Origin of the sequence: Patulibacter sp. (assembly GCF_030655195.1) — a bacterium.
In the GTDB taxonomy this organism is placed as follows: domain Bacteria; phylum Actinomycetota; class Thermoleophilia; order Solirubrobacterales; family Solirubrobacteraceae; genus Patulibacter.
This window is the reverse complement of the sequence record NZ_JAURWA010000092.1, coordinates 33,697-50,068: the sequence shown is the minus strand read 5'-3', so window position 1 is coordinate 50,068 and position 16,372 is coordinate 33,697. Positions and strand designations below refer to the sequence as shown.

Below are 16,372 nucleotides of genomic sequence, written 5' to 3'. Positions count from 1 at the left end.
CCCCGGTCATCGCGGGGTCCCGGCCCTGGGTGCGCCGGAGCGCGAGCAGCCCGAGCGTCTCGTCGCGCAGGGCGTCGAGACCGACGGCGGCCGCCAGGCCCAGCGCGGCGGGGGCGTCCGCCGGAAGCGCGTCCGGCGGCCCCTCCGGGGCGACGCCGCCGCGTGCGCGGAGCGGGTCCTCCAGCCAGGCGGTCAGCGCCCGCTCGAACGCGAGGTGCCGGAGCTCCCGCGCGCGGCTCTCGTCCGCGACCTCGGCGTCGGGGTCCACGCCCGCCGCCAGCGCGTAGCGGCGCAGCAGCCGCTGGGCGATGCCGTGGAAGGTGCCGATCCAGGCGTCCTCCAGGCGCCAGCGCTCCGGCAGCTCGACGTCGCCGCCCACGAGCGCCTCGAGTCGCAGCCGCACCCGCTCGCGCATCTCGGCGGCGGCCTTGTCCGTGAAGGTGATCGCGAGGACGGCGCCGGTCGACAGCGTGTCGTCCGCCTCCAGCAGCCGCAGGTAGCGCTCGACGAGGACGCTCGTCTTCCCCGCCCCGGCCCCGGCGGACACGAGGGTCTCTCCCTGGCGCTCGATCGCGGCGGCCTGGCGGGCGGAGAAGACGGCGCCCCCGCCGTCGGGGCCGGGCAGCTCGCGACGCAGGCGGCCCTCCGCGTCGACGAGGCGGTCGACGGCGATCGGCGAGCTCCGCAGCACGTCGTCGGCCGCGCTCATCCGAGCAGCCTCGCGACGGCGGGGTGGTCGCAGACGCCCGCGTCGGCGTGGACGGAGGTCCCCGGGAGGGGCGCCACGACGCCGGAGCGCAGCGCCGCGACGGCCTCCGCGGCACGGAGCCGGGCCTCCTCGACCGCGGCCTCGACGGCCGCCTGCTCCTTCAGGCCGCTCCGCCCGCCCAGGACCCCGCGCAGCTCGGCGCCGGCGGGCGGCCGCGCGCCCGGGTCGAATCCGCCCGCCGGGGCGGTGGGCTGGTAGAGCGCGTAGGCGACGGACCGCGCGGCGGTGCGGACGGCAGAGGCGTAGAGCGCCGCCTGGAGGGTGGCCGTCGACGCCCACCGCGATGCCCCGACCGCCCCGCCGGTCCCGAGCTTGTAGTCGACGACGCCGACCCCCTCCCCGCCGTCGGGCAGCGGGACGGTGTCGACCCGGTCGATGCGGCCGACGGCGTGCGCGCCGTCCCCCAGGTCCACCGCCGGCACGGGGCCGCCGTCGCCCACGACGACCTCGGTGTCCTGCAGCGAGGCGGGCCCGTACCTGCCCGGCAGGGCGACGAGCACCGCGCGCACGCCGACCTCGACGCGCCGGAGCAGGACCTCGGCCCGGTGCCGGGGCAGGCCGGCGACGGCGGCGGGCCCCTCGGCCCGGAGCGCCCGGAGACCGGCGCCGACCAGCTCGTCGGGGTCCAGCTCGCCGTACGGTCGGCCCACGGCGGCCTCGGAGAGCGCCCGGTCCAGCACGCGGTGGACGAGGTTGCCGTGGACCTGGGCCTCGGAGTCCGGGGCGTCGTCGCCGGCGCCGGCGAGGTGCTCGACGACCCAGCAGACGGGGCAGCGGGCCAGGCGCTCGACCTCGCGGACCGCGAACCGCTCGCGGTCCAGCAGGGCCCGGCGGACCGCCTCGCGCCCGGCGGCGTCGAGGGCCGAGCCGAACGGGGCGGGGTCCGCCAGCGCGCGGCGGCGCCCGGGCCGCACCGCCGACGCCCCGCGCCGGACGACGGTGGGAGCGGCGGGCGCGAGGGCGGCGAGCACGTCGGCGAGGAACGGCGCGGGGGGCACGGGCTCCCCCGCGTCCGAGGCCGTGGGGCGCGACAGCACCAGTCGGCGGGTCGGGCGGGCGACGAGCTCGAGGAACAGCATCCGCTCGGCCGCCAGGCGCGAGACCGGCAGGCCGAGGGTGGTGCCCCCGGCGCGCGAGAGCACCTCGCGGGCGTCGCGGTCGATCAGCGGGTCGACGGGCTCGGGCGCCGGGAAGGCCTGCTCGCGCAGGTCGGCGAGCGCGAGCACCGCGACCTGCCGGCCGCGCAGGGCGGGCGGGGCCGCGATCTCCAGCCGGCCGGGACCGGGGGGATCGCCGACCGGGACGGGCAGCTCGGCGAGCTCCTCGGCCAGCTCGGCGGGACCGGGCAGGAGCCCCGCGTCGGCGCCCGCCAGGGTCGCCAGCGCCGTCAGGTGCTCGCCGATCCGCCGGCCGGCCGCCCGCTCCGGGTCGCGGTCCGGGGCGCCGACCGGGGCCGCGGTCAGCTCGACGAACGACGGCAGCGCCGTCAGGAGCCCCGCGAGCAGGTGCTCCGCCCCCGGGTCGCGCCGGTCGGCGGGCACCGCGTTCAGGACGTCGAGCCCCTCGAGCGTCGGGGAGAACACCTGAGCCCGGCGCTCGGCCTCCCCGGCGTCGAGGACGCCCGCCCGCCGCAGGGCCAGGGCGAAGCCGTCGATCGCCTCGAGGTTCTCCAGCGACGCGCCGGCGCGCAGGACGCCCACGACGTCGTCGGCCGAGCCCGCGCCGGTGCGGATCCGGGCGAGCGCGGCGATCGCGCCCCCGACGGCCGTCCGGCGGGCGGGCACGTCGCGCCGTCGGGCGACGGGCACCCCGCGCGAGACCAGCTCGCGCTCCAGCCGCGCGCCGGCCGCGCCGCCCGCCTCGCGCACCGCGACCGCGACGTCGTGCCACTCCAGCGCCAGCTCGTCGACCGCCGTGAGCAGCTGGTCGGCGAGCGCCTCGGCCTCGGCCCGGGCGCTGCCGCCCTCGACGAGGACGACGTCCTCCAGCCGCGTCGGCTCCGCCGTGCCCGGAACGGCCGGGTCCTCCGGGGTGCGCAGCTCGAAGAGTCGGCGCTCCAGCAGGCCGCGGCCGCCCTCGCCCCCGGCCGCCGCGAGGGCGACCTCGTGGCGGTCCACCCGGGCGACGGCGGCGGTCCGCAGCTCGGGCGAGGCCCCGGTGAGCGGCAGCGCCCCCGTCGCCCCGACGGCGCGCCCGACCCCCTCCGCGGCCACCGCCCGGAGCTCGTCGACGACGTCGCGGCGCGCGCTCGTGGCGACCCGCTCGTCCTCGAACGGCAGCGACACGACGACGTCCGCCGACCGCGACAGCGTGCGGACGAGCGCGAGCTGGCCGAAGGTCAGGTCGTCGAAGCCGTAGAAGGCGACGGGGCGCCCGGCCCACAGCGCGGGGTCGGCCGCGACGCGCAGCCGGACGTCGCGGGCCTGCGCCGCGGGCGACGGCAGCGGGTGACCCTGACCGTCGACGAGCCCCGAGGCCGCGGTCACGACGTCGTGGAGGACGGCGCGGAGGTCGTCGACCAGCTGGCCGTCGACCCCGTGCTCCAGGGGATCGAGACCCTCGAGGTCCGCGTGCAGCGCCTCGGGTCCGAAGCCCCGCTCCGCGAGCTCCTCCAGCAGGCCGTCGAGGCGGCGCCGCACGCCGGGGCGGTCCGCGGTGCGGCCGAGGGGGCGACCGGGCGGAACCCGGGCCAACGCCGTGGCCAGCAGCCGCTCGCGCGCGAGAGGCCCGAGCGTCGCGGCCGGGACCCCGGCCGCCCGGCGGACGAGCTCGGTCAGTCGTCCGAAGGTGCCGACGGTGACGCCGACCGCCACGCCGCCGGACACGCGCAGGAGCTCGCGGCGGTAGCGGTCCGCGTCGGGCCCGGTCGGCACGACGAGCACCGGGCTGCGGTTCTCCGCCCCCCAGCGGCGGACGAGGCCGAGCACGACCCCCGCCTTGCTGGCGTTCGTCGGCCCGGTGACGAGCTGGAGCGTCACCCCACGACCGTCTCAGGACGACCGGACGGCCTGCACGACGCGTCCCAGCGGGGATTCCGGGGCGTGAGCTGCGCGGACCGCACCCGGAGCGCCCGACCCGCGAGGGTCAGGCCGCCTTGTCGGAGCCGTCCGCGGCGGGCGCCTCGGCGGCGACGGCCGCGACGACCTCGCCGGTCGCGGCGGCCGTCGCGGCCTCGGCCGCGGCGATCTCCTCCGGCGTCGGGTTCTTCAGGCCGTCCTGGGCCCAGGGCTCGTCGAACTCGACGCGCCACTTGCCCTCGTCGGTCTGGTGGAGCGCCAGGCGGGCCCGGAAGCTGCGGCCCGCACGGCTCTTGAAGCCGGTGATCGGCTTGACCGTCCGGCCCGTCTTGATGAGCTCCTTGGCCACCACGGGCGCGAGCGTCTTGCCGGCCTTGTTCTTCCAGATCACGAAGCCGCAGCCCGGGTCGTCCTTCGACCAGCAGGAGAAGCCCTTGCGGTTCTCGCTGATGTCCCGGCCGCAGACGGGGCAGGGCCCCAGGTTGGCCCGCGGGATGCGGACGTCCTTCAGCTTGGCGTCGAGCTCCTCGACCGTGGACTTGGCGAAGCCCGCGATCGCGTCCATGAACGCCTTGCGGGTCTCCTCGCCCGACTCGATCTTCGCGAGGCGGTGCTCCCAGTCGCCGGTGAGCGACGGCGACGTAAGCTGGTGGCCGTCGAGCAGCCGGATGACGTTGAGCCCCTTCTCGGTGACCATCAGGGCACGGCCGTCGCGCTCGGTGTACCCGACGTCGATGAGCCGCTCGATGATCGCCGCACGGGTGGCCGGCGTCCCGATGCCGGCGTCCTTCATCGCCTCGCGGGCCTCGTCGTCGTCGACGAGCTGCCCGGCGGTCTCCATGGCGCCCAGGAGCGACGCGTCGCTGTAGCGCCGCGGGGGCTTGGTGACCTTCTCGTCCGAGGAGACCTTCGTGACCGCGGCGTCCTCGCCCTTCTCGAGCTTGGGCAGCGTCTGGTTGGCGCCCTCGTCCTCGTTCTCCGAGCCCTCCTCGAGCTCGCCGTACACCCCGCGCCAGCCCGGGACGAGCAGGACGCGGCCACGGGTGCGGAACACGTGGGGACCCTTCGCGATCTCGGGCGCGTCGGGGGTCTGCACCGTCGTCTCGATGCGGGTGTTCTCGAACTCGGCCTCGGGGTGGAAGACCGCGAGGAACCGGCGGACGACCATGTCGTAGATGCGGCGGTCGTCGTCGCCCATCTTGTCGAGGACGTGCTGCGCGTTGGTCGGGATGATCGCGTGGTGGTCGGCGACCTTCTCGTCGTTGACGACCCGGCCCAGGGGCAGGGAGTCGAGGCCCTGCACGTAGCGGGCGGCCTCCCGGTACTCCGGCCGGATGCCGACCTGACCGGCCGTCGGCTTGATCTCGGGGATCATGTCGGTCGTCAGGAAGCGCGAGCTCGTACGCGGATAGGTCAGCGCCTTGTGCTCCTCGTAGCAGCGCTGGGCGGCGCCGAGGGTGCGCCGGGCGGTGAAGCCGAAGCGGCTGCCGGCCTCGCGCTGCAGCGACGTGAGGTCGTAGAGCATCGGGGCGCGCTCCTTGCGGCGCACCTTGTCGAGCTTGGTGATCGTTCCGGTGCGTCCCTCGACCGCCGCGGCGATCGCGTCGGACTCCTCGGCGGTCTTCAGCCGCGGCTCGGTGCCCTGGTACAGGCGGCCGAGGTAGGTGCGGGCCTTCTTCGAGTCCGCGCCGGGGCCGGCGTCGAACCGGGCGTCGACGAGCCAGTACGGCTCGGGGACGAAGGCGCGGATCTCCTCCTCGCGGCGGGCCAGGATCGCCAGCGTCGGCGTCTGCACGCGGCCGAGGGACACGGCGCCGTCGAAGCTGGAGCGCAGGCGGATCGTCGCCGCGCGGGTGGCGTTCATGCCGACGAGCCAGTCGGCCTCGGACCGCGACTGGGCGGCCTCGCCGAGCAGGACCAGCTCGTCGGGCGACCGCAGCTCGCCCAGCGCCCGTCGCATGGCGGCCTCGGTCATCGAGGAGAGCCAGAGGCGCTGCACGGGCTGGGTGCCGCCGCCGGCGGTGAACACCCACTTGAAGATGAGCTCGCCCTCGCGGCCCGCGTCGCAGGCGTTGATGACGTCGGAGACGTCGTCGCGGTGCAGCAGGTTCTTGATGACCGCCATCTGCTTCTTCGAGCTGTCGTCGCGCTCGACGAGCTGGAACTCCTCCGGGACGATCGGGAGGTCCTCCATCTTCCAGCGCTTGAACCGCTTGTCGTACGCGTCGGGCTCGGCCAGCTGGACCAGGTGGCCGATCGCCCAGGTGATGACGTGGTCGGGGCCCTCCATCCAGCGCGCGCTGCGCTCGCCCGTCGGCTTGCCGATGGCGAACGATCCCGGGAGGACCTTGGCGAGGTCCCGTCCGACGGACGGCTTCTCGGCGATGACCAGCGTTTTGCCCACGCGCCGCAGCGTAGCGGGACGACTGCTGCGGCCCTGTCACCCCGTGCGCCGGATCACGGACGATCGTGCGCCGAGGTCCCGCGGCCCGCGGGCCGGGGATCAGTGGCTGCAGGGTCCCGTCGAGACGCGGACCGCCGGGTCCGCGGAGCGCAGCGCCCGGCGCACGACGTCGTTGGGGACGGCGAACCCGCGCCGCTGCCCGCCGCCCGAGGACGAGGCGAAGACCGTGCCGACGACGCGCCCCCGGCGGTCCACGAGCGGGCCACCGCTGTTGCCCTGCTGCACCAGACCGCGGAACGGCAGGACCCGTCGCCGGATCGGGCCCTGGCCGTACGAGTCCTCGCCCGTCACCGTCTGGGCCTCGCCGATGCGCCCGGCGCGGGCCCGGAACGGTCCCGCCAGCGGGTAGCCGAGGATCGCCGCCGAGGCGCCCGTCCGCGGGTCCCGCACCGTCTCGAGCGCGTCCGTCGTCAGACCGGGGGCGGCGAGGATCGCGATGTCCTGTGCGCGGTCCGCGTAGATCGCCTGCGCGTCGACCTGCTGGCCCCCGACCTCGGCGGTGACGCGGGTGTCGCCCTCCCCCGCGATCACGTGCTGGTTGGTCACGACGATCCCCGGGGCCGCGACCCAGCCCGTCCCGACGACGCCGACGCCGCAGGCCGAGCCCTCGACCCGGACGACGCCGCGGCGACCACGGGCGACGCCCGGGACCCGCGTGATCGCGGGGTCCGGCGCGTCCACGACGGCCCGCGGCCCGGCGAAGCCCGGCAGCGGATCGAACCGCGACAGGAGCGCCAGGGCGTCGTCGGCCGGCGGCAGGGTGCGGCGCAGCTCCTTGAGCACGGCCGACTCGCGGACCTGGGAGCGCCAGGAGGACGGGGCGCCCGGCGACTGCAGGACCATCGCCGAGACGAACCAGGCGGCCAGGACGACCAGCGCCGCGCTGAAGACCGCGCCCAGCGCGCCGTCGAGGGCCCGGCCGAAGCGGCGGGTCCCGCCCCCCTCCAGCCCGCGCCGCAGGCGGTCCCCCAGCCGCTGGAGCCCGACGCCGAGGACGATCCCGAGCAGCATCGCCCCGACGATCGCCGCGATCGGGCCGTCCGGACCGGACTCCCCGCCCGGCACCACCAGCGGCCCGACGCGGGCGCCGACCAGCGCGCCGCCCACGAACCCCGCGAAGCCGAGCGCCGAGGCCAGGAACCCCTGGGTCGTGCCGCCCGCCGCGGCGAGGAGGAGGACCGCCACCAATACCCAGTCGAGGCCCGTCACAGGCGATGGAGCGTACCCGGTCGGAGCGGCGGCCGAACCCGTACACGCCGGTAGTATGCGGGGTCGAATGCCCGCCCCCGGACGCCGACGTCCTCCCCAGCGACGGACCTCCGGCGGGTCCCTCGGCCCGCGCTCCCCCGTCACCCGCGCCGCTCCCCCGCGCGGCCGCTCCGGTCGGCCGGCCTCCCGCGGTGCCGGGCCACGGCGCCTCGCCCCCGTGATCGCCGTCGTCGTCCTGCTGGTGGCCGGCGTCGCGACCTACCTGCTGCTCGACGCCCGGTCCAGCCGCGCCGCCGAGCGCGACCTCGCGGCGTCGTACCTGAAGGCGTGGTCCTCGAAGGACTACTCGACGATGCACCGCGAGCTCGGCGACGACGTCGCCGGCCGCCTCGACGAGGCCCGCTTCACGGAGATCATGCGCGGCGCGCTCACCACGGCGACGGCGACGTCGCTGACCACGGGCGAGCTCCGGCGCACGGACGGCGGGTTCTCCGCGCCCGTCTCGGTCCGCACCCGGCTCTTCGGCACCCTGCGCGGGACCGTGGCGATCCCGCTCGACGGCTCCGGCGACCAGGCCGGGATCCGCTGGAGCCGTCGCATGGCGTTCCCGGGCCTGCGGGCGGGCGAGACGGTCTCGCGGACCACCGAGATGCCGGCCCGGGCGGACATCCTCGCGCGCGACGGCTCGACGGTCCTGGCCGGCGGGACCGACCGCACGTCCGACGTCCCCAACATCGCCGGTCAGGTCGTCGGCGCCCTGGGCACCGCCACCGACGCGGACAAGGCATCGCTGCGGGCGCTCGGCGTGCCCGACGGCGCGAAGGTCGGCGTCTCGGGCCTCGAGCGCATCCTCAACCCGCAGCTCGTCGGCACCCCCGGAGGCACCCTGAAGGCCGGGGACCGCGTGCTCGCCGAGGTCGCCCCGAAGAAGGCCCGCGCGGTCCGCAGCTCGATCTCGATCGCCGTGGTCAAGGCTGCGGCCGCCGCCCAGGCCAACGCGCCCGACGCCAGCGGCACGATGGTCATCGACTCCCGCACCGGTGAGGTCCTCGGGTTCCAGGGCTCCGCGTGGACGGCGCTGCAGCCGCCCGGCTCGACGATGAAGATCGTCACGGCCGCCGCCGCGCTCGAGGACGGCGTCGCGAAGACCACGACGACCTACCCGCGACAGACCGAGGCCGAGGGCTTCGGCATCCAGAACGCCGACGGGGAGTCCTGCGGCGGCACCCTGGTCGAGTCCTTCGCCCACTCGTGCAACTCGGTGTTCGTCCCGATGGGCGCGAAGCTCGGATCGAAGCGCCTCGTCGAGATGGCGGAGAAGTTCGGCTTCAACGAGAAGACGCCCGGCATCCCCGGGGCGGAGATCTCGACGATCGCGAAGGCCTCGACGATGGACGACCGCCAGGCCGCGGTCTCGGCCATCGGCCAGGGCACCGTCCAGGCCACGAGCCTGCAGATCGCCCTCATGACCGCGACGATCGCCAACGGCGGCCGGCAGCCCGAGCTGACGTTCCTGCGCACGAGCAGGACCGCGAAGACCAAGCGCGTCATCAGCGCCAAGACCGCCTCCGGGATGCGGCAGCTCATGGCCGCGGTGATCGCCGACGGCACCGGCGAGAGCGCCCGGGTCGCCCTGCCGGGGATCACCACCGCCGGCAAGACCGGCACCGCCGAGCTCGCGACGACCCAGGGCGCCCAGTGCGACGCCGAGGCCGCCGCCCGCGCCGAGCAGCAGGTGCCCGACAAGGTCACCGAGGCGCCCGAGCCCGTGTCGGCCTGCGGCAACGTGGACGGCAAGTCGACCACCGCCTGGATGTCGGCCTTCGCCCCCATCACCCGCCGCGGGGACGTCGACCCCGTCGCGATCGGCGTGCTGCGCGCCCGGAACTTCCAGGGCGGCGGCACGGCCGCCCCCGTCGCCCGTCAGGTCCTGACGGCCGCCCTCGGCGGCTGAGGGCCGGGACCGGCGGCGTCCGGCGGCCGACCGGCGGCGGCCCCGGGGGCGGGAGGCGGGACGCGACGTCGACGGGCCCCGTCGACGGCCCGGGCGGAGCATCCCGGTCCGCGCCGTCGCGGGCTGCGGTCGGACGGCGGCCCGCGGCGACGCAGGCGCTGCACGGGACGGACCCTCGCGCGGCACGGGAGGGGCCCTCGGGACCGGCGTCGACCCCTCGGGACCGGCGGCCACCCCTGGCCCCCGGAACGACGACGGGGCGCCGGTGGGCGCCCCGTCGGGGTCCTGCTGGGGTGCTGGCCCGCGGGGGCCGGCCGCGACGCTCAGACGTCGAGGTCGACCTCGGCCTCGCCGCCGGTCGGCCCCTTGATCTTGAGGACGAGCGGGCGGTTCTCCAGCTTGGACTGCGGGATCTTGAAGACGAGCAGCTCGGCCGCCGTGGTGCTCGAGCCGGCCGGGCTGTTGGGCAGGGGCTGGTAGCCGCTGCCGGTGCCCACGGCGCCCGGGACGATCGCCTGGCGGTAGAGGAACGGGTTGCCGGGGTTCTTCGGATCGAACGCGGCGATCGGCGTGAAGACGTGCTCCTCGGCGGTCGAGGAGCCCGCGACGAACTGCGAGTCCTCGATCTCGAAGCCCGACAGGGCGGCCGAGCGGAGCGGCTGCTTGTTGTCGTTGGCGACCTGGATGAAGACGCCGAAGTAGATCTCGTCGTCGATCGGCTTCTGTGGGTTCTTCGTCAGCTCGAGCTCGGACGACGGGATGCCGCGCAGGTACTCGGAGTCCTCCGGGTCGATCTTCTCCTGATCGCCGCGCGCGGTCAGGTTCTCGAAGTCGCCGGGGTTCAGCTGCCGGGAGACCTGCACCTGGTACTTCAGGTATGGGCCGTTCTCGGGGCCGACGGAGACGTAGACCGCCTCGGTCTCCGCGTGGGTCGGGTTGGCCTCCTTGGAGCCGCACGCCGTGAGGGTCGTGGACACCAAGGCGACCGCAAGCAGAGGGAGGAGCCGCTGACGCATGAGCGGGGAGTCTAGTCGAGCGCTCACGACGAGGCGTGCGCGCGCGACCCGTCGACGGGGTGGGCCTGGTCGGCGAGCTCCTGCGGGAGCCGGAACCCGGTCGCCGGCTTGCGTGCGCCGCCCGCGATCGTGACCGGCGCGGAGCCCTCGGCGCCGTCCTCCAGGATCGCCCGGAGCCGCTCGAGGCCCTTCTTCAGCCCGCGCCTGGCGAGCGTCTTCTGCAGGCCGACGGTCTCCATGATGCCGTCCGAGGGCATCGACGTCTCGGTCTCGATCGTCCACGCGACCGTCGACCCGTGCGGGCCGTCGTCGCGGATCGTGATCTCGCCCAGCACGAGCGTGCGGTCGTACTTGCCGCCCCGGCCGACCATCGCGATGCGGTACGGCGGCTCGACCTCCGTGAACGTGACGTCGAAGTACGAGAAGCGGTTCAGCGGCAGCTTCGCCTTGACGCGGACGCCGGCGCCCAAGCCGATCGAGTCCTCGCGGGTGAGGTGCCAGGACGTCAGGCGCCCGTCGAGGAACCGCCGGTGGTTCGCGATGTCCGAGAGGTACGCGAACACCTCCTCACGGGGGCGACTGATGCTGACCGTGCTCGTGACCGGATCCACGACTCGAAGTGTAGCCCCGGCCCCGTCCGTCCGACCCCATGGGCCGTCGGGGCGGGTCCTCGCCGACGGAGGACCGCCGGCGTGCGCCTCAGGCGGTGGGGTCGGCGACCGGCGGGGTCAGCCGCTGGGCGCGGATCTCCTCGCCGTGGCGGACCGGGATCGACGCGAGCGGCCGGTCGCGCCGGTACGGCACGCAGAGGGCGCAGATCGTGCGCTCCCGGGGGTAGCGGTAGACGACCTCGCCGACCAGCGGGGTGCGTCCGCAGCGGTGGCAGTTCAGCCGCTCGGCGTGCAGGGACGACACGGACCTCCGCAGCAGCTGGCGCTCGAGATCGGCTTCGGAGATCGGCTGGCGGCGCATGTCTCGAGGCTGTTCGCCGCCGCGGGGGCAGCTCCTCCCCCGGGCTCCGCGCCGCGACCGTCCATAGACTGCGCCCATGGCCCACCGGATCGCCGTGCTGTCCCAGAAGGGCGGCACCGGGAAGACGACCACCGTCCGCACGCTCGCCGACGCGTTCCGGCGCGGAGGGCTGCGGGTCCTGGCGATCGACCTGGACCCGCAGGGCAACCTCTCGGACTACTTCGACGTGCCGGCCGACGCCACGCCGACGATCGCCGAGGTCCTCACCGGCAGGGCCCAGGCCGGGGACGCCGTGCACGACGGGGTGATCCCGGCCAACCTGCAGCTCGCCGAGGCCGAGCTGGCCCTCGCGGGCCGGATGGGCCGCGAGCTGACGCTGCGCAAGGTGCTCCGGGGGGTCGACGACGACGTCGACGTGGTGCTCCTGGACTGCCCGCCGAACCTCGGCCTGCTGACCGTCAACGCGCTGGTCGCCGCGAGCCACGCACTGATCGCGTGCGAGGCCCAGTACTTCGCGCTGCAGGGCGTCGAGCAGGCGCTGCAGGTCATCGAGCTGGCCAAGGACGGGCTGAACCCCGACCTCGAGCTCCTCGGCGCCGTCGTCACGAAGGCGGACCTGCGGACGGTTCACTCCCGGGAGGCCGTCGTGGCCCTGCGGGAGGCCCATCCCGGCAAGATCCTCGACGCCGTCATCCGCTCGTCGATCGCCTACGCCGAGTCCGCGGAGCGCGGCGTGTCGATCCTCGACCACCGCCCGGAGCTGGGCGTGGACTACCTCGACCTCGCCCGCGAGCTGGCCGGCGCCCTCGGCGAGAGCGCGGCGAAGCGCAAGCTGACCGCGCTGGCCAAGGCCGCGCGGGCCTAGCGCTCCCGCCGGGCGCGGCCGGCCGGCGCTGCGCCGCCTCCGTCCCCCGGCGCCCTGCCGGCGGGCGGGTCCCGGATCAGTCGGGGACGACGACGGCGACGCGCGCGCCGTCGCCGACGAACGGCGCGTGCAGCACCGTCGCCCAGCTCCCGGCCCGCTCGCGGGCGGCCTCCAGGACCGCGGGCGCGGCGTCCGAGCTCGTCCAGAGCATCACGGTCGGTCCGGCACCGCTGACGGTCGCACCGATCGCGCCGAGGCTCGTCGCGTCGTCCACCAGCTCGGACGAGCGCGGGAAGAGGGCCGCGCGGTGGGGCTGGTGGAGGACGTCCTGCAGGCTGTGGGCGACGATGTCGAGGTCGCCGCGCTCCAGGCCGATCGCCAGGGACGCGCCCCAGGCGACGTTGGCGGTGGCGTCCTCGAGCGGCACGGTCTGCGGCAGCACGGCGCGGGCCGCCGCCGTGCGGACGGCCTCGTGGGGCACGACGAAGACGGCCTCGAGACCGTCGGGCGGGGCGATCCGCACGCACCAGCTGCCGTCGGTCAGGACGATGCCCCCGAACAGCGCGGCGCTGACGTTGTCGGGATGCCCCTCCAGGTCGACCGCGAGCGGCAGCAGCGCCTCGGGCTCCGTGCTGCCGCCGTCGAGCGCCGCCGCGGCGGCGAGGCCGGCGACGATCGCCGTCGCGCTCGAGCCGAGGCCCCCGGCCAGCGGGATGTCCGTCCGGACGCGGAACGTGACGCCGTCGGCGGACCGCAGGCGCTCGAACGCCTGGACGATCGCGTTGCCCCGGTCGGTGGGCAGCGGCAGGTCGTGCTCGACGGCGAACGTGCCGGTCTCCTCGACCTCGACGTGCAGCCAGAGCCCGAGGGCGGCGGCCATGCAGTCGAAGCCCGGCCCGAGGTTGGCGCTCGAGGCGGGGACGGAGACGGAGACGGTGCGACCCATGCGACGCCTACCGTACCCCACGGACCGTCCCGCGAACGCTCGCCCGGGAGCACCCGCGGGGCCGCCCGTCAGCCGACGAGGATCTTCTCCAGCGCCGACAGCGACGGCTCGCACGGGACGACCGGCGGCGACTCGTCCAGCGCGGTCTGCGGGTCCTTCAGGCCGTGGCCGGTGAGCACGCAGACGACCCGGCGGGCGTCGCCCACCCCGTGCTTGAGCAGGCCGGCGACCGACGTGGCCGACGACGGCTCGCAGAACACGCCCTCCTCGCGGGCGAGGAAGCGGTAGGCGTCGAGGATCTCCTCGTCCGTGCAGTCGGCGACGGTGCCGCCGGACCCGGTCATCGCGGCCATCGCCTCCTCCCAGCGCGCGGGCGCGCCGATGCGGATGGCCGAGGCGATCGTCTCGGGCTCGGGCACCATCTCGCCGCGGACGAGCGGGTTGGCGCCGCGGGCCTGGAAGCCGTGCATGGCGGGCAGGCTGACCGACGGGTCCTCGGCGTGCAGCTCCTGGAAGCCCTTCCAGTAGGCCGTGATGTTGCCCGCGTTGCCGACGGGGATGCAGAGCGCGTCGAGGCGACCGTCGAGGTCCTCCATGACCTCGAACGCCGCACACTTCTGCCCGGCGATGCGGTAGTCGTTGACCGAGTTGACCAGCGCGATGGGGTGGATCTGCGTGATCTCGCGGACGAGCCGCAGCGCCTCGTCGAAGTTGCCGCGCAGGGCGACGACCTGCGCCCCGTGCATCAGCGCCTGGGCGAGCTTGCCCGCGGCGATCTTGCCGTCCGGGACGAGCACGACGCCGCGGATGCCGGCCCGGGCGGCGTAGGCCGCCAGGGAGGCGGCGGTGTTGCCCGTCGACGCGCAGATGACCGCGTCGGCGCCGTCGCGGACGGCGGCGGAGACCGCGCACGTCATCCCGCGGTCCTTGAACGAGCCCGTGGGGTTCAGGCCCTCGTACTTCAGGAAGACCTCGGCGTCGACGCGCTCGGACAGGCGCGGGGCGAAGATCAACGGCGTCGAGCCCTCGTTGAGGGACACGATCGGGTCGCCGGCCTCGAACGGCAGCCGGTCGAGGTAGCGCTCGATCAGGCCCATCCGGCGGATCGAGTCGGGCCCCTGCAGGCGGTGCGCCACGCGGTCGCCGCGCGCGCCCCCGGGCGGGGTGATGAGGCCGTCGGTGCTCACGAGGCGAACTCCTCGTCGATCACGCGGATCGCGCGCGGGGGTGCGGTCACGAAGTCCTTGGAGGCGATGAGCTGCACCGCGCCGAAGAAGCGGGACTCCAGGACGGGGTGGACGACCAGGACGAGACGGGCGCCGGTGCCGGTGCCCTTCTGGACGACGCTCTTGACCGAGACGCCCTGCAGCCCGAGGACCTGGGCGATCTGGGCGAGCACGCCGGGCTTGTCGGCGACCTCGACGTGGAGGTAGAAGCTCGACGCGACGTCGTCGACGAAGCCGAGCTTGTTCTGCGTCGGCGGCGTCTGGGCGGGCGGGATCATCGCGGAGATCACGTCGCCGATGACCGCCGTGGCCGTCTGGGGGCCACCGGCGCCCGGACCCGAGAGCGTGATCTCCGTGATCGACGGCGACTCGATCGTCACGGCGTTGAACGGCCCGTCCACGGACGACAGCGGGTGCCCGGCGTAGAGGAACGCGGGGTGCACGCGGACGGCCAGCTCGTCGCCGATGCGCTCGGCGGTGCCGATCAGCCGCAGCGACAGGCCGAGCTCCCGGGCGTACTCGATGTCCTCCGTCGTCAGCTGCTCGATGCCCTCGTACGGGACGTCGGAGAGGTGCACCGGCGTGTCGAACGCCAAGCGGGCCAGGATCGCCATCTTCGCGGCGGCGTCCTTGCCCGAGACGTCGTCGGTCGGGTCGGACTCGGCGTACCCGAGCTCCTGCGCCTCCTCCAGCGCCTCGGCGTACGAGGCGCCCGTGGCGGCCATCCGGCTGAGGATGAAGTTCGTCGTGCCGTTGACGATCCCGTGCAGGCGGTCGATGTGCTGGCCGGTCAGCGACTCCTGCAGCACGCGGATGATCGGCACGACGCCGGCGACGGCGGCCTCGAACCGGAGCTGCACCCCGTGCTCGCGGGCCAGGCCCCAGAGCTCCTCGCCGTGCTCGGCCAGGAGCTGCTTGTTCGCCGTCACGACGTGCTTGCCCGCGCGGATGGCCCGGGTGACGTACTCGTGGGCGGGATCGATGCCCCCCATGACCTCGACGATCAGATCGGAGCCCGCGAGGATCTCCTCGAAGTCGCCGCGCGAGGTCGTGAGCACCCCCGAGACCTCCGGCCGCAGGCCGGTGACGTGGGCGATGGCGTCCGCGCGCTCGGGCAGCAGCAGGTCGACGGCCGAGCCGACGGTGCCGTGACCGAGCAGGCCGACGCGGAACGGGGCGGGAGCGTCCGGCATCGCGCCTGATCATCGCACGGGTTCCCGGGCGACCGGCCCGCGGTGGACCGTCCGTCCTCCGCGGCCGCGTGGGACCCTGTCGGCGATGCGCGCGATCCTCTCCGACCTCGACGGCACGCTCGTGGACTCCACCCCGGCGGTCCTCCGGGTCTGGCAGGGCTGGATGCGCGACCGGGACCTCCCGGTGCTCCCCGCCGAGAAGCATCCTCACGGCATCCCGGCGCGGTCGATCGTCGCGACCCTCGCCCCGCACCTCGACGCCGATGCGGAGGCCGACGAGCTCGAGCGCCGGGAGATCGCCGACCTCGAGGGCGTCCGTGCGCTGCCGGGCGCGGACGTGCTCCTGCGCGTCGCCGCGGCGGAGGACGCGGGGGCCGCCACCGCCGGATGGCCCCTCGTCGCGGTCGTCACGTCGTGCACCCGGCCGCTCGCCCTGGCCCGGATCCGCGCCGCCGGCCTCCCGGTCCCGGCCGTGCTGATCACCGCGGAGCGGACGGCCCGCGTCAAGCCGGATCCCGATCCCTACCTGCTGGGCGCGCGGGAGCTCGGCGTCGACCCGGCCGACTGCCTGGTGCTCGAGGACGCGCCGGCCGGCATCGCCGCCGGCCGGGCCGCGGGGATGCGCGTGGTGGCGGTGCGCTGCTCCCACGACGGCGACGCGCTGCGGGACGCGGACGAGGTCGTCGACGACGTCTCTGCGTTCCTCCGCGGGGCCGACCTGCCCTGAGCCGCCGCGCCGGG

The 16,372-nt window shown here is 75.5% G+C and carries 13 protein-coding genes; 3 read left to right on the top strand and 10 right to left on the bottom strand.

The genetic code is table 11. The annotated features are described in order from the left end of the window. The 4 genes from Q7T67_RS09785 to Q7T67_RS09770 all read right to left on the bottom strand — a co-directional run. Positions 1–709: UvrD-helicase domain-containing protein (locus tag Q7T67_RS09785; RefSeq protein ID WP_304788533.1), on the bottom strand; the 709-nt coding region annotated here is incomplete at its 3' end. After that, positions 706–3,747, bottom strand: a complete 3,042-nt coding sequence (locus Q7T67_RS09780; protein WP_304788531.1) for a PD-(D/E)XK nuclease family protein — start codon at positions 3,745–3,747, stop codon at positions 706–708. The genes Q7T67_RS09780 and Q7T67_RS09785, both read right to left, overlap by 4 nt. Positions 3,748–3,853: 106 nt before the next feature. Then, positions 3,854–6,190, bottom strand: a complete 2,337-nt coding sequence (locus tag Q7T67_RS09775; RefSeq protein ID WP_304788529.1) for a type IA DNA topoisomerase — start codon at positions 6,188–6,190, stop codon at positions 3,854–3,856. Positions 6,191–6,289: 99 nt separating this feature from the next. Next, entirely contained in the window at positions 6,290–7,459 is a 1,170-nt protein-coding gene (locus Q7T67_RS09770; RefSeq protein ID WP_304788527.1) for a MarP family serine protease, read from the bottom strand. Positions 7,460–7,676: 217 nt separating this feature from the next. Between Q7T67_RS09770 and Q7T67_RS09765 the strand changes: the two genes are divergently transcribed. Next, positions 7,677–9,413, top strand: a complete 1,737-nt coding sequence (locus Q7T67_RS09765) for a penicillin-binding transpeptidase domain-containing protein (RefSeq protein WP_304788525.1) — start codon at positions 7,677–7,679, stop codon at positions 9,411–9,413. Between the two features lie 323 nt (positions 9,414–9,736). Here the strand turns inward: Q7T67_RS09765 and Q7T67_RS09760 are convergent, their stop codons facing one another. From Q7T67_RS09760 to Q7T67_RS09750, 3 genes are all read right to left on the bottom strand, one after another. Then, positions 9,737–10,390, bottom strand: coding sequence for a hypothetical protein (locus tag Q7T67_RS09760; protein WP_304788523.1), 654 nt, complete (start codon positions 10,388–10,390; stop codon positions 9,737–9,739). A gap of 62 nt (positions 10,391–10,452) precedes the next feature. Then, on the bottom strand, positions 10,453–11,040 hold the full coding sequence (locus Q7T67_RS09755; protein WP_304788521.1) for an SRPBCC family protein: 588 nt from the start codon (positions 11,038–11,040) through the stop codon (positions 10,453–10,455). 88 nt (positions 11,041–11,128) lie between these two features. Next, on the bottom strand, positions 11,129–11,401 hold the full coding sequence (locus tag Q7T67_RS09750; RefSeq protein WP_304788519.1) for a hypothetical protein: 273 nt from the start codon (positions 11,399–11,401) through the stop codon (positions 11,129–11,131). Between the two features lie 76 nt (positions 11,402–11,477). Between Q7T67_RS09750 and Q7T67_RS09745 the strand changes: the two genes are divergently transcribed. Continuing rightward, entirely contained in the window at positions 11,478–12,266 is a 789-nt protein-coding gene (locus Q7T67_RS09745; RefSeq protein WP_304788516.1) for a ParA family protein, read from the top strand. Positions 12,267–12,342: 76 nt separating this feature from the next. On the opposite strand, the gene thrB is transcribed toward Q7T67_RS09745, so the two are convergent. The 3 genes from thrB to Q7T67_RS09730 all read right to left on the bottom strand — a co-directional run bounded on the left by thrB (position 12,343) and on the right by Q7T67_RS09730 (position 15,631). Then, positions 12,343–13,212: a homoserine kinase gene (gene thrB, locus Q7T67_RS09740; protein WP_304788514.1), complete on the bottom strand. Its 870-nt coding sequence runs from the start codon at positions 13,210–13,212 to the stop codon at positions 12,343–12,345. Between the two features lie 68 nt (positions 13,213–13,280). Continuing rightward, complete coding sequence (gene thrC / locus Q7T67_RS09735) at positions 13,281–14,309, bottom strand: threonine synthase (RefSeq protein ID WP_370695383.1); 1,029 nt, start codon at positions 14,307–14,309, stop codon at positions 13,281–13,283. A gap of 86 nt (positions 14,310–14,395) precedes the next feature. Then, positions 14,396–15,631, bottom strand: coding sequence for a homoserine dehydrogenase (locus Q7T67_RS09730; protein WP_304788511.1), 1,236 nt, complete (start codon positions 15,629–15,631; stop codon positions 14,396–14,398). Between the two features lie 85 nt (positions 15,632–15,716). Here Q7T67_RS09730 and Q7T67_RS09725 point away from each other — a divergent pair, with 85 nt between their 5' ends. Then, positions 15,717–16,358, top strand: a complete 642-nt coding sequence (locus Q7T67_RS09725; protein ID WP_304788510.1) for an HAD-IA family hydrolase — start codon at positions 15,717–15,719, stop codon at positions 16,356–16,358. The last annotated feature ends 14 nt before the right edge of the window (positions 16,359–16,372 follow it).

What these genes read in the sequence shown, in the direction of transcription:
- Q7T67_RS09750 (WP_304788519.1), bottom strand. Translation starts at nt 11,401, where the DNA reads ATGCGCCGCCAGCCGATCTCCGAAGCCGATCTCGAGCGCCAGCTGCTG.
- Q7T67_RS09745 (WP_304788516.1), top strand. Translation starts at nt 11,478, where the DNA reads ATGGCCCACCGGATCGCCGTGCTGTCCCAGAAGGGCGGCACCGGGAAG.
- thrB (WP_304788514.1), bottom strand. Translation starts at nt 13,212, where the DNA reads ATGGGTCGCACCGTCTCCGTCTCCGTCCCCGCCTCGAGCGCCAACCTC.
- thrC (WP_370695383.1), bottom strand. Translation starts at nt 14,309, where the DNA reads ATGGGCCTGATCGAGCGCTACCTCGACCGGCTGCCGTTCGAGGCCGGC.
- Q7T67_RS09730 (WP_304788511.1), bottom strand. Translation starts at nt 15,631, where the DNA reads ATGCCGGACGCTCCCGCCCCGTTCCGCGTCGGCCTGCTCGGTCACGGC.
- Q7T67_RS09725 (WP_304788510.1), top strand. Translation starts at nt 15,717, where the DNA reads ATGCGCGCGATCCTCTCCGACCTCGACGGCACGCTCGTGGACTCCACC.